The following is a 14,300-nucleotide window of genomic DNA, read 5'->3' on the forward strand; positions in this document are numbered from 1 at the left end:
TTTACTTATTTTTAGCGGTTTATGCTTTTTGCTTAGCTAATAAGTCGAATTTGGTTTGAATATTTGCTTGCGATGCACTTATGTGGCGCTTCATAAGCATTTCGGCCAGTTCGCCATCGTGGTTTTCAATCGCGTTAATAATAGCTAAATGCTCATCAAACGCTTTTGATACACGCGGCCCCACCATGCCCATTTGTACACGGTACATGCGTATTAATTGATAGAGCTCATTACACAGTAAATGAATTAAATGCGCGTTTTTACTGCCTTGAATAATACGGTAATGAAAATCTAAATCGCCGGCTTCTTGATAATAAGATTCGCCCTCTTTAACACGTTGTGTTTGTAGGTGCTGATTAAGTAATTGCTTTAAGCCTTTTACTTCTTCGGGTTCCATATTGTCGGCAGCAAGCCTGCATGCTAAGCCCTCAAGAGAGCTACGAACCTGGTAAACTTCAATCAAACGCTCTGCAGTAAGGGCTACCACTCGGCAACCTACGTTAGCTTTACGCTCAACAAGGTAGCAACTTTCTAAGCGATTTAACGCCTCTCTAAGTGTTGCACGGCTTACACCATAACGTTTTGCAAGTTCAGGCTCTGATATTTTACTACCTTGAACTATAGTGCCTTCAACAATCTCACGGCGCATATCTACAAATACTTGATCTGATGCGGTAGTTATAGGCGCTTCGTTTAAAAATGTGTGTGTCATAAGTTATTTTTTAGATTGTCGACAATTCATATGGTCACTATGTGCTTATTAAAAAAACATGTCAACCCTAAAACCCAATAAAAAGATTAAAAAACACACTCATTGTCGACACTATTAATCTAAAGTCGTATATAACTGACTTTAAAATAGGCTAAAACAGTAAAGTGTCGACATAACTTCAAAGTAGTTAATATGCTTTTTAGCGCTGAAAACACCTCGCATAAATGCTATTATCGCGCTTTATTTTTATAGTATGAGCTAACGCGTGAACGCCAACACTTTTATTCCTGAGCACTTTATTGACGACGTAAAAACCTATTTACCAGCGCATCTAAATTTAGATGACTTTTTAAATGCGTGTCGTAGGCCCCTCAGAAAATCTATCCGCGTTAATACATTAAAAATTAGCATTGAAGAATTTGTAGAACGTGCAACTGAAAAAAATTGGCTGCTAACCCCGATCCCATGGTGCAGTGAAGGCTTTTGGTTAGAGCGCCCAAATGATGAAGAGCAAAACCTAGCCCTTGGTAATACCGACTTACATCTAAGCGGTGCTATGTACGTACAAGAAGCAAGCTCAATGCTGCCCCCTATCGCATTAAAGCAAAGTATTAAACTCGCTAACTCTCAAAATAACACCGTACTTGATATGGCATCAGCACCGGGCTCTAAAACATCGCAACTTGCAGCACTTATGGATAACCAAGGCGTGCTTGTTGCAAATGAGCTTTCGTCATCTCGTTTAAAAGTACTTAGCGCAACACTCAAACGTATGGGCGTTGGTAACTGTGCACTCTCGCATTTTGATGGCGTTATATTTGGCAACTACATGTTTGAATGCTTTGATAGCATATTGCTAGACGCGCCATGCTCTGGCGAAGGCACAGTACGTAAAGACGCCGACGCACTTAAAAATTGGTCAATAGAATCAAACATTCAAATAGCCCAAGTACAAAAAGACTTAATTAAAAGCGCTTTTTATGCATTAAAGCCAGGTGGCACATTAGTGTATTCAACCTGCACACTTACCCCGCTCGAAAACCAACAAGTGTGCGATTATTTACTCAGTGAATTTGGCGACTATATAGCGCCTGAGTCACTAAGTGATTTATTTGAAGGTGCAAGTAAAGTAACAACAAGTGAAGGCTATTTGCATGTATGGCCGCAAACTTTCGATAGCGAAGGCTTTTTTATTGCTAAATTTAAAAAACATGCCAGTTGCAATAACCCAAATCAAACTGTTAAAAAAGGCGCGTTTCCGTTTAACGAATTTGATAAAAAACAAAGTGCCGCGTTTATGCAATCGCTTAAAAAGCACTTTGGGCTAACTAACCTACCTGGCAGCTTAATGCAGCGCGATAAAGAACTGTGGTTATTTCCACAAGGGTTTGAAGCCGTACAAAATAAAATTAAGTACGCACGTTTAGGTATTCAAATTGGCATCATCCATAAAAATGGAGTGAGGCTAACGCACGAATTTGCAACCGTATTTGGCAATGAGTGTAAAACTAATATTTACGCGTTAAATAACGAGCAAGCTAATGATTATTTTCAAGGTAAAGATATACGCTTAACTGAGGCAACTCAAACAATAGGTGAAGTAGTTTTAACGCTGTGTGGTTGCCCTATCGGGCTGGGTAAATGGCAAAAAAATAAGATCAAAAACTCACTACCACGCGATCTAGTGCAAAATACGCAGTTAATAAGCTGGGGTTAAACTAAAGTACAAATTACGCATAATTAATCTAATCCTTTGTTATCAAATGTAACCAGATGACAAAATTAGTTATGCTTTATTGAACAGCTTTACTATAGTTTTAAGTACTTTCTTCTTCTCCCTAACGAACCAGAAAGTTTTTAGTTAACGCTAGACTCAATTTAGAGTCACTTTATGGCCCAGAGTAGCAAAAGCTCTGGGCATTTTTGATACGTTTAACAAACCTTAAAACGATTTACTTTAGAGCTTTTTAACAAAGACTAAAGTAATTTAAGGCATTGTTTTTACCTCCACATACACTCTCTTTTTACATATCCGTTTACTAATAACAATAGATCAAATAGCGCGCTGTTGAACATTATTTTTTTTCGTATTTTTACCAAATGTAATGAAGTATTTTTCTATATATTCATACGAAAAATACGATGCAACAACAGTAAATAAAAAAGGGGCTATGAGCATAATAGGAGTGTAAAACGCCAAATCAGTATTACTTTTAATTAAAACATATGAAACAGCGTAAAGAAAAAACATATGACTGCAATACATTGAATAAGATATATTGCCTAAAAATATTGAAATACGATTAGTTAAAATAACTCTGTAAAAAGATTGTAGCGGAGAGGTTGTCGCAGAAACCTCTATAAAAAAACAAATTGACCAAATTATGATAGGTATAGCTGCTAACAACCGCTCACTAACCCATTGGTAAATTGATATAGAAAGTAAGAAAATAATTAAAGCAGAATAAAAGTTTGTATTTGTTAGCTTATTCATTTTATTAAAATTTAATAGAATTGCACTAAACATACCCACAAAAAACATATTGGAATTAACTAAAAAGAACGATCTATGCCCCATCACACCAAAAAAGAATTGACTTGAAGCCAAAATCAACATAACAAATAAGACAAGAAAACAAACATGTTTACGCAAAATAAATATAAAAAGTGGTGCAAGAATAAAAAATTGAAATTGAAGTGTTAAGCTCCAAGCTTGGCCCATTATGGTGTATGTGGGATTACTAAGAATGAACGATGGAGTGATCCCATGAAGCATGAATAAATGAGTAAAAAAGTGCAATTTAAAGTCTTTTAATGAGGCTGTTGCATATTTTAGCCTATCCGCAGTTTTCTCTATGTCCTCAGGAAAGTTTTGGAGTACAAACACAGTTTCATTAAGTATCAAAGCTGATAAAAACAAAAATAATAAATACGCAGGAAAAATTCTCAGTACTCTTTGCTTAATATATTTACTAAAAGGCACATCCTTACTTAATAGTAATAAAGTAATTACAAATCCACTTATTATAAAGAAAACATCTACGGCTAAACCTTTACCAAGTACCTTACCAAAGAAAGAATCTTTATCTAATTCGAGGCCAGCCATCGTTATAGAATGTCCAATAACTACCCAAAGACACATTAACCCCCTCAAACCATCCAATCCAATAAACCTCATACTCAAAACTCCTTTTATGACTCTATAATTTTGATTTAAAAAAATAAAAACCCAGCTTGCTGGAAATTCGAATTCAATATTATCTACCTATAACCAATTAGTTATTTTACCCGCAGTAATCTTTAAAAATATAACTACTTCTAATTGCTTTAAAATGAGAACCGAATTGCAGCGATAAACACACTGTAGGTAGACGATTAATTTTTTTTGCCAACCTAAAAATCTCATAAAATTCATTACCATACTTAACTGCAGAGTTAAGCTCAGCAACATACAATGCTTTATACTTTGGAGGGAGTTGCTGCCAGTTCATTAGAGCTATTTGAATAATACCAAGCTGCACATCAAACTTGTACGGCCCGAATTTTTTGGCCTGCTGAATATACTCGTATACGTGCTCTGTCGGACCTTCTTGATAACTAACTACTTGCGCTAGTGCAATCCACGTTTCTGACCATGTTTGCCTTAACTCTAATGATTTTAACAGCTCTTTTTCTGCTTGTTGGTAAACCAAAAGCTTATTCTTATTTTGGCCGCTATTTACAGCTAAATTGAGCATTTTTATATAAGCACTTAACTGCCAGTAATGTGGCTGTGAAGGGTCTTGACTTGTTGCAAATGTAATTGCCCTATCTGCAAGCTCTAGTTCTTCAGGAGTAATTGTGCTTTCAGGCTGCTTTAAAATATTGAGTGCATTAAAATACCATGTATTTGCACGCATACTTTGTAAGCTTTGATAACCTATTACTAATGTAATAACTGCAAGTATGGCAATTTGTGCGAGGCGGTTTGTATTTATATTACTCATTAAACAACGACTCTGTTAAACGCTGTGGATTATTAAAAAACAAATTTTGCGCTTCAATTCCACCAATTAAATCCGTAACTATCTTTTTTGCATTGCTTAATATTGGAGGCCTACGCTTAACTGAATGGGCATCAGATGCAACATAAGTAACTAAACCCTTTTTTAGCATATCTATACTAATATTTTTTGCAGTTTCGCCCCATGCACCATCAATGCTTGAAGCCGTTAATTGAAACTCACACCCTAATTGCTTTAAACGCTCAATATAAAAAGGATTAGCTTGAATATCGCGATTACGTTCAGGGTGAGGAATAATTACTTTTATATTTTGTTTAGCTAGCCAATTTATAAACTTATCGTAACCTTGGGGTACATGAGAGTGCGGGAGTTCTAATAATAAATAATTTACTGAATTAAGTGTACCAATAAACGGGAGTTTATTACCAAGCACTAAACTCATTAGCTCTACATCAAGCCTAACTTCAGCGGCCACAGCTAGTTTAATCCCAATATTATTTACTAATGCCTGTGCTTTTAAATTAGCAAGCTCGCTATACAATTGCGAAACCGAATTATTAAATCGCCCAATATGTATATGTGGCGTGGCAACCATATGGGTTATTCCATCATTTTGTGCAATATCCAATAGCGCTAAAGTTTCATTTAAATCTTTAGCACCATCATCAATGCCTGGCAAAATATGGGAATGAATATCAATCATAGATTTGCATTTAACTATGTATTAGGTTGTTCAGGTTTTTGCGAGTAATCATAATAGTCGTAATAACCATGGCTATGCTGGTCTTTACTTTTACTCATATCTACTTGATTAAGCACAATACCTGCAACATGAGCTTTAGATTCAAACAACCGTTCAATACCCGCTTTAATAGGTTTAATTCGCGTAATATCCGACTTAACAACATAAATAACCGAGTCTGCACTTTGCGCAATAACTAAAGCATCACTCACAGCTTGTGTTGGTGGTGTATCTATAATTATATGGTCGTATTCAGCTTTCAAACCCTCGATTACTTGATTAAAGCGCGCGTTAGATAAAAGCTCTAAAGGGTTACTAGGTATTTGGCCGCTAGGCATAATAGCTACACCTGACTGCACATCAATATGTACACATTCACTTAACTGCTCCGTGCCTACAATTAAATTACTTAACCCCGGGTGAAATACCGGAATATCAAAGCGTTTAGCAATACTTGGTTTTCGTAAATCAGCATCAATTAATAATACTTTACCCATTTGTGCAAGCGACATAGCTAAATTAGCTGAGGTCGTTGTTTTACCCTCACCCGGAGAGCTAGAAGTAACTGCAATTACTTTATGGTTACGTTCTAACTGGGTTAATAACAAACTAGTTCTGAACGTACGTACCGACTCTGCAAAACGCCTGTAATTGTCATCAAGATATGCGTGAATCGGAAAAACACTATTTTTAGGTATTTTTACATGCGGTAATAAACCCAGCATGCGCTGCGCTAACTTACTTTCAACATCATTTTTGGTTTTAACAGTATCGTTAAGTGCGTCAAATATAAAGCTCATCACTACTGCAAAACCAAAACTAGCGATAAAAGCTAAAATAATAATAAGCTTTTTATTTGGTTTTGCTGGTTTGTTTGGAGCATAGGCACGGTCGGTAAAACGTGCAGCAGCAGAGCTAAAATCACTTGTTACTTCGGTTTCTTTTGAGCGAGATAAAAACGTATTAAAAATATTTCGATTAGTTTCTACTTCACGCTTTAATTGATTATATTGTGTTTCTTTTCGGGTAATGTCTTGGTATTCAGCACGAATTTTAACTAAGTCACGCTCAAGCGCACTCACTGTGCGTGTTATACGGTTTAGCTCTTTTTCAATACCTGTAATAAGGCCTTTAATTTGCTTATCTAAGTTATTTTTTACAGTAATAAGCTCTGCTTTAGCTGAAATGATTTTAGGATGTTTGGGCCCATACACTTCACCTAAGTCACTTAATTTACGTTCTACTATAACAACTTCACGCTTTACGTTTTGTATAACCTGGTGTGATGTAATTTCAGGCATGCTACCTAAAAGTTCTATATTATTGTTACCGTACTCACTAATAACTCGATTAATACTTTCAAGATTGTTTTTTTCATTACGGGCAACAATTAACTGTTGTGATATTTGCTCAAGCTCTTGCGTGGCTAGCCCTGCTATACCTTCAATATCAACTAGCTTTTGCTCCTCTCGGTAAGCTTGCAGGCGCACTTCTGAGTCATCAAGCTGGATTCGTAATTGCGATAAGCGCGTATTTAGCCAACTAGACGCTTGTTGAGTAATACCCATTTTTGCGCGCATTTGGCTACTAATATAAACCTCACCAACTGTGTTAGCTACAAGTGCAGCTAACTTAGGATCGCTTGATTCAAAACTAACCATAACTAACTGTGTATTACGAATAGGCGAGACTGATAGACGAGATTTAAAAGCGCCTAACAAGCCAAGCATTTCACGATCAGCTTGATCTTCAGGTGAATATACAGTTTTTTCTTTTTTATTTAAGAAAGGGAGTTGCTCTTTTATCCCCGTTTTCAGCTCACCTAAAACAGATGGCTTAGCTATAAAGTCTGGATGTGCTTTTAAATTAAGTTTGGTAATTACCTCACGGGAAATACTGTCCGATTTAATAACCTCAAATTGGGTAAGGTAATATTCTTTTTGAGTCGAGTCTAGACCATATATTTCTTGAAAACTTACGGCCTTAGTTTGCTTAGCTTCAATAAGTAAAGTAGCCGTAGCAATATATTTAGGTACTAACGTTAGAGCTACCATGATAGTTAATAAAGTAACAACGGTTGCAAAACCCAGGATACGCCATTTCGCGCGTTTAATCACATTAAGATATACACTTAAATCAATAATGTCTTCATTACTGCTCAGGTTTTCATTTTTTTGGTTCATTAAATACTGCCCTGTAAACTGCTTAAAACAACCGTTGTTCTATTTTTATGGTATCGCCCGCTGCAATTTGGCTATTTAAATTACCTTTTTGTTGCTGCTGTTTAGTTTGTTCTTTAAATATGTATATTTTATCAATCGAGGCCCGCTCAGTTAATCCACCGGCTAGTGCTATAGCTTGGTTAACTGTCATCGCAGGCTGATAAGGGTAGGCACCGGGGTCTTTAACTTCACCATGAATATAAAAAGGACGATATTCAATTACCTGCACATATACATTGGGATTTATTAAATACTCAGGCTTTAAGCCTTGCGTTATAACTTGCTCAATCTCAGACGTATTAAGCCCCGCAAGTTTTACTTTACCTAAAAAAGGATAGTTAACTTCCCCACTATTACCCAAAAGTGCAGTAACCTCTAAATCGGGTTGGCCAAATACTTTTATTTCAACCTTATCACCTGCACCTAATACATAACTTTGTGCAGTTTGCGCAAAACAAACGCTGCTTAAAACTAGCAGCGTTAAACTAAAAATAAACTTCATTAATTAGCCTTTAAAGCAAATGTAAAATTAACACCTACAACTACTCGGTCAAACTCAATAGCAGTTTGCGTAGAGTCTTTATCAATAAAGTCTACATAAGTAGAGACCATACCAAATTTACTCGCAACGTAGTTTAATCCTAAGCGTGCACTTTTGGATTTATCTTTACGGCCAATATCTCCAGTGTATTGTTCGTCAGTATAATTAACACCAGCAAGTGAGCTTAAATAATCGCTCCAGTTATGAGCCCAATTAACACCATAACTACTTTCTTTAATGTAATCGCCTTGCACTAATGGATCTTTAGCTGAGCGGCTAGTTGTAAATTGTACAGTAGAATAGCTAAGTGGTTGCCAGTTAACACCCGCCTCCCAGCTTAAACCGCTAAAACTTTTACGCTCATTAGCGCTAAAGTCTTTATTTTGATAACCCAATTTAAACGAGCCAGAAGTAACCGCTGTTGCTTCCCACTCCATACCAAGTAGTATTTTTACATCATCACTATCACGTGAAATACCATTAGTTTGTAAAAAATCGTAACGGTAGTTTTCTTGCTTAACTTCTAAAAATGTACGAGTAGATGCTTGGGTGTTATAGTAACCCGTTACACTAATTAACGATTTATCGTAATCACGATATTGCGATACTTCTCTAAAATTTTGATATTTTTTACTAAAAAAACCAGCTTTTAAAGCAACTTGAGCTTTTGAGCTTTGCGCACCATATTCATAGCGAGCTGTAATATTTTGTTGCTGATACTTTACAAGCTCGTTCACTGTATCGCCAAGGCCTTCGGTTAAGCCACTACCACGCGGCTCGTATAGCCAATCTGCATCACCGTTAATATCTAAACGATGTTGACTAGTAAACTCTTTATGTACGCCAGCACCTATATTTACTTGAGTAAAATTATCGTCAGAATCTTTATTATGTAAAGAACTGCTAGTTCCTAAGTCTAAGCTATAACTATCCGGGCCATCATCAATAACCGCTTTAACGTTAGGAGTTATAGTCCAAATTAATCGCGACTCTTTATTATCAGGTGTACTAAAAAAGTTATTATTACTGCTCATGCCTGTTTGTAAGGTAGGTGTAATTTCGGCGCCATCCTTAGTCATAACGCTGCCTGGTTTTAAATTAGCAGCTGCCGGAGCTGCAATCCCAGCACTTAACAAAGCAAATATAGGTGCAAGTGTTTTAGTATGCATTCGCATTCTTAAATCCTTTAAAAATTGTCATAAAAATAATTTTTATATCAAACCATAACGACCAGTGCTTAATATAATGTAAATCAAATTCTACACGTTTTTCCATTTTATCAAGAGTGTCGGTTTCACCACGCCAGCCATTAATTTGTGCCCAACCTGTAATTCCTGGCTTAGCTTTATGGCGTAACATGTAAAACTCCACCTTTTTGCGGTATTCCTCATTATGGGCAACCGCATGAGGCCTTGGCCCTACAATAGACATATCACCTTTTAGAACGTTTATAAATTGCGGTAACTCATCAAGGCTTGTACGGCGTAAAAAACCACCCAGTGGCGTAATACGCACATCATTTTTTGTAGCTTGTGTTACTACAGAGTTGTTTTCTGTAACACTCATTGAGCGAAATTTCCAAACCTTAATTTTACGCCCATCTAATCCGTACCTATCTTGTTTAAATATTACAGGACCTTTAGAAGTAAATTTAACAGCAAATGTAATGGCAATTAAAATAGGCGATATAAGCATTAAAATAATAGAGGTAACAATTATATCTTCAGTGCGCTTTATAAATTCACGAGCACCTATAAAGGGTGATTCAAACACGCTTAATGTGTCAACATCACCCACATGTTCAATACGTGCATGTATTAAATTAGATATTAAAAAATCAGGGATAATATGTACATCAACTGTGGTATCACCTAATTGCAGTAAAATGTCGGCTATACGTTTATCGGCTTTCATTGGTAACGCAATATATAAAACGCCGACTTCACCATTACGGGCTGCATCTACTGCATTTTGGATACGTCCAGCAACATCGTACTTAGTCGAATTTTCGAAAAGTCGCTCTGGTTGCCTGTCGTCATAAAAGCCTAAAAAATTAAAGCCAAGTTCATCATTTTTAGTAATTTCATTATATAAATGTACCGCTGACTCGGTAGCACCCACAATAGCAACATTACGCAGATTCAACCCTAGTTTACGTCTACTTCTTTTAAATAAATAGGCAGCAAGGCGCCAAGCATATAAAAAAGTTACGCTTAACAAAAACCATAAACCCAGACCAATACGCGAAAGCGACTCAGTAAACTTAAATGCAAACGATATAACTAATAAAACAGAGAATGCAGCAAATAAAGAGCCCCAAGCACAAAGCACCATAGTTCTAAACTTACCTGCACGCCAAGAGCGATAAGCGGAGAATATTTCAGCACAATATAAAAAGCTTAAAGCAACGGTTAAAACCGAGACCATATAAATAGGAGTGAGCTCAAAACTATAGAACAAAGCTGAGCATTGAAAGGCTAAAAACAATGCAAAAATATCGAATAATCGATAAAAATTTGCATCCGACGAACCATTAGGCTTAAACGTCCTTGAAGATGTCATACTATGTATCCCTATAGATATCTTAAAAGTGAAATAAGCTCCACAAAACTGTGCAGAAATTTTACAGTATCATACTAAAGTATTCAACATTAAGGATGGCTTTATATAAAGTAATATTATGCAAAATTTCTTTAAGTAGCGAGGAACTTACACAAAACAAAACAAATATAAACTTACGTAAACATTTATAAACCTCCTCCAAACAGAAGCACCTTATTTTTATTTAAACAACTCCTTAAACCAAGCCCATACCCCAAAAGAGTAATTACTAAATATATCAATACCTAAAGCCGACTTAACTAAATAAATAATAAGCAGCAAAATTGTAATAACAAAAAAACTAAACATAGATATAGTGATTGCCTGTGATATAGCTGCTATTTTTTGCTCTTTTTTACTAAGTTCCCGTCTGTTACGACCAGCCAGTAAAACAAAGTAATACCTGTATTTAAAAAATTTAATTACACCTCTGCAATCCACTACATGCTTACCCCACTGCCTTGCGCCTATAGCAACTTTTAGATGAACTAGCTGTTCTTCGGTAAAACTATCCTGCACATCACTAGGCATGCGGTTTAACAAACTACGGATAGCTGGATCTGCTTTTAATTTCGACAAACCTAAACCTTATTTATATTCTAAATACAAAATAAAGACTAAATAATAGTTAATCCACCAATACAATTAATTGCTACTTAACCAAGTTACAATTAATTTCCAAAAAATCAACCCTTGTTAAGCGGTAAGCTAAGCAACCGAGCATTTGAGGGATTTTCAAACATTTTTAATAAGGCAGAATAGATTTGTAATTTTTTTAATTTTCTGCACCAATAGCAAGTAGTGGTATGCACAATCTAAATTTTTATAGTGTTTTTTTTGAGCCGTTAACTCTGATTTACTTAACTATATTTGTGCATGAATTTTTCATCAAACCTTAGCAGCTTTTCAACGTGCGAAATTTCCAACTCACTTGAAATAGAACCATCGCGAATAGTGTAAATGTAACCAGTCTGTTCAAGTACTTCTACAATAGCTCCACAAGCTAAACAACTCGCCAAAAAGTAATAATCTTCGCCAATCCTTACTTCTGGCCAGTATTTAATATTGTTATCTTTCACAAACTCATTTTTAAACAGCGGCTTAACATAACCTGTCGATTTTACACCAGTAAATACTAAATTAGTTTCTATAAGAAACGATAAATTTAATCTACCTAGCGGTAATTCAGTATGCGAATAGAAAGGCTTAGATAAAATACCATTGCTACTTAACTCACAAAAATTATCGATTAACACATCAGCTTTAGCTGGAGCGGCGCCCAGCATGTTTTTCAGTCTATTTTGAGACATAGAATCATCAGAATCCAACACAGCAATCCATGTGCCTTTCGCAGCATCAAAGCCAATATTTCGTGCTGCCCCCGGCCCGCCATTTACTTCTGAGCGCAATAACTTAACACGTGAATCAACTGTTGATTCAACCACATTACATGTATTATCAGTTGATGAGTCATCAACCACGATAACTTCTACAGAAACCCCTTCTTGCGACAAAGCGGAGTTAATAGCAGTTAATATAAAACTCTGTGCATTCCATGCTGCAATAACAATCGAAACATCAATAGTGTTTGACATTATAAACCCTAAATAGATTAAGTATATTTACTAACTCGCCCCTTGCTAAATTGATCATAAAAAACCAACTCCATGCGATAAATCACATAAAGAATTTAATATGGAGCTTTTAAGTGAAATAACATGGTATGGAAAAAACAATGCCCCTTTTAAAACACACGATAAATAAGTCCTAAAAGGTGTTTTTACTGATGACTCAGTCATAAAACCTGTCGCACAAATTCTAAATATTCTGCGCGTAGCCCGCTTAATCGATAAACGACTCTGCTGGGTTATATATTCACTAACAAAGGCTGTATCGCTCCATATAAGCTCCCCTCTTGACTTATTAACCCTTTAAAATAGTTCTTTACCCTCACCACCGGTAATAAATTTAGGGTTAAAACTCAAATATTTTACTTCCATAAAACTTATATCAATTAAAATATCGTTAGTAGTAGACCATTTTATTGCTAAACCATCTACTATTGTAAGTTCATGATATACAGCTGCATTTCGATAGAATAAGCCCGTTGACTGAGGAAATATCGCTAATTGAGGCCCAGACGCAATGTTGTTAGTTCCAATGGCTTTAACTAAATTTTCAATCCCACTTTTTGATACAAGAGCATCATCAATAAATGCTAAATATATGTACCCCCCTGTGCTTTTGCAAAATTTAGAGCTGCGTTTCTTACGTGAGGAAACCCCGATATAGGCTCAAGTAAATATTTCACACATTTTCCATTGTTATCATAATAGCGAATAACTTTTTACATGCTCATCAGGCTGACTATTATTCTCAACAACTAAATTGTCTATACTATAACCACCGATATTTGTTAATGCTTGTAAGGCACTCATTGAACGTTCTATTTCTTGTCCCTCTAGTTAGGATTGCTACAATTATTTTCTTCATAAATTTTATGCAAATAATAAGTTCATCTATAAAAAGGGAGTGTACTAGAAAACTAAATCAAACGATGGTAGCTTGTTACCGAAACTTTAAAAAGCTTTAATCAAGAGATTTGGAGTTTACAATATTCCCCTAACTTTTCTAAAGCCATGTTAGATTTATCAATAAAAATATTTTCTTTACTCATTTGCCCGTGATTTTTAGCAAGCATTAAAAGCTTTTCAGCCGCTCTATCGATAAAATACGAATCAGTAAAGCTTAATAACTTCCCTAGTTGAGCACTTCGTTTCCCCATACCTTGGTTACCTGTTTTAAGTGACCAAAAGTCTTTAATAGAAGAACTTGGCATATCATTAAATTTAAGATTAATAGACATTGACTCTGACCAGTCAAACCATTTATTTCTATGCAGTGGGAAAATGGGCTCCAATGCAAGCCACGGAACTCGCAAAGTATCAGCTAAAATAGCCCCGTGCATTGCTTCAGTTATAAGTAATTCAGTTTGTTGAATAGATTGTAATGAATGCATCACATTTGGATCTGTTGGGTCTATATAATTAATACCTGCTTGCTCACATACTCTTTGCCAGTTACCTCGCGAAATACTCTGCCAATGGGGCATAAAGCTTACTTTGTATTTTTTAGCTTGAACTGGCAGATCCATAAAGTGCGTTAAAATAGCAGCATCGGTAATGGCCAGTTTAGGATCTAAATTGAGTGCCTTGGCTGTTCTTGGGCCGCGTACAAAAGCAACATCCCAGTTTCCCTCATGTAAATTAGGTATGCCGGTATATCCACCAAAGCCAGAGCCCATAACTATTTTGTTAGCTTTTTTTGGATAGGAGTCCCACAGAATAGATCCAACACCTAAAAAAAGCTCGTCTTCATTGTCATCAAGAAAGCCTGGAGCGAGTAATGCATCCCACATAATGTTATTTAAGTCATCACCGAAGTTGGGAATATCGCCTTTGTAAAAAGTAAGTTTCAT

The 14,300-nt window shown here is 35.9% G+C and carries 12 protein-coding genes; 1 reads left to right on the top strand and 11 read right to left on the bottom strand.

What is annotated here, in order from left to right:
- Positions 1-19: 19 nt before the first annotated feature.
- Positions 20-712: a GntR family transcriptional regulator gene (locus I6F66_RS14615; protein ID WP_165740738.1), complete on the bottom strand. Its 693-nt coding sequence runs from the start codon at positions 710-712 to the stop codon at positions 20-22.
- Positions 713-977: 265 nt separating this feature from the next.
- Here I6F66_RS14615 and rsmF point away from each other — a divergent pair, with 265 nt between their 5' ends.
- Positions 978-2,429: a 16S rRNA (cytosine(1407)-C(5))-methyltransferase RsmF gene (rsmF, locus tag I6F66_RS14620; protein ID WP_197209409.1), complete on the top strand. Its 1,452-nt coding sequence runs from the start codon at positions 978-980 to the stop codon at positions 2,427-2,429.
- A 336-nt stretch (positions 2,430-2,765) separates the two neighbouring features.
- Here the strand turns inward: rsmF and I6F66_RS14625 are convergent, their stop codons facing one another.
- From I6F66_RS14625 to I6F66_RS14670, 10 genes are all read right to left on the bottom strand, one after another.
- The gene (locus I6F66_RS14625; RefSeq protein ID WP_197209410.1) at positions 2,766-3,890 is read right to left on the bottom strand and encodes an acyltransferase; all 1,125 of its coding nucleotides are present in this window, start codon (positions 3,888-3,890) and stop codon (positions 2,766-2,768) included.
- 106 nt (positions 3,891-3,996) lie between these two features.
- Positions 3,997-4,698 (bottom strand): VpsP family polysaccharide biosynthesis protein, encoded by a 702-nt coding sequence (locus I6F66_RS14630; RefSeq protein ID WP_197209411.1) that lies wholly within the window; start codon positions 4,696-4,698, stop codon positions 3,997-3,999.
- Positions 4,691-5,419, bottom strand: a complete 729-nt coding sequence (locus tag I6F66_RS14635; protein WP_197209412.1) for a tyrosine-protein phosphatase — start codon at positions 5,417-5,419, stop codon at positions 4,691-4,693. Before I6F66_RS14635 ends, I6F66_RS14630 begins: the two co-directional genes overlap by 8 nt.
- Positions 5,420-5,433: 14 nt before the next feature.
- A complete protein-coding gene (locus I6F66_RS14640; protein ID WP_197209413.1) occupies positions 5,434-7,641 on the bottom strand; it encodes a polysaccharide biosynthesis tyrosine autokinase in 2,208 nt (735 codons plus the stop codon).
- 22 nt (positions 7,642-7,663) lie between these two features.
- A complete protein-coding gene (locus tag I6F66_RS14645) occupies positions 7,664-8,182 on the bottom strand; it encodes a polysaccharide biosynthesis/export family protein (protein WP_197209414.1) in 519 nt (172 codons plus the stop codon).
- Complete coding sequence (locus I6F66_RS14650) at positions 8,182-9,396, bottom strand: outer membrane beta-barrel protein (protein ID WP_197209415.1); 1,215 nt, start codon at positions 9,394-9,396, stop codon at positions 8,182-8,184. Before I6F66_RS14650 ends, I6F66_RS14645 begins: the two co-directional genes overlap by 1 nt.
- Positions 9,380-10,783, bottom strand: coding sequence for an undecaprenyl-phosphate glucose phosphotransferase (locus I6F66_RS14655; RefSeq protein WP_197209416.1), 1,404 nt, complete (start codon positions 10,781-10,783; stop codon positions 9,380-9,382). The genes I6F66_RS14650 and I6F66_RS14655 overlap by 17 nt, the downstream gene beginning before the upstream one ends.
- A gap of 219 nt (positions 10,784-11,002) precedes the next feature.
- Entirely contained in the window at positions 11,003-11,401 is a 399-nt protein-coding gene (locus tag I6F66_RS14660) for a 3-phosphoshikimate 1-carboxyvinyltransferase (protein ID WP_197209417.1), read from the bottom strand.
- Positions 11,402-11,682: 281 nt separating this feature from the next.
- Positions 11,683-12,417 carry a glycosyltransferase family 2 protein gene (locus I6F66_RS14665; protein WP_197209418.1) on the bottom strand — a complete coding sequence of 245 codons (735 nt, stop codon included), beginning with the start codon at positions 12,415-12,417 and terminating at the stop codon, positions 11,683-11,685.
- A gap of 998 nt (positions 12,418-13,415) precedes the next feature.
- Complete coding sequence (locus I6F66_RS14670) at positions 13,416-14,300, bottom strand: polysaccharide pyruvyl transferase family protein (RefSeq protein ID WP_197209419.1); 885 nt, start codon at positions 14,298-14,300, stop codon at positions 13,416-13,418.

This window comes from Pseudoalteromonas sp. NZS100_1, from assembly GCF_015864285.1.
Taxonomy (GTDB): domain Bacteria; phylum Pseudomonadota; class Gammaproteobacteria; order Enterobacterales; family Alteromonadaceae; genus Pseudoalteromonas; species Pseudoalteromonas arctica.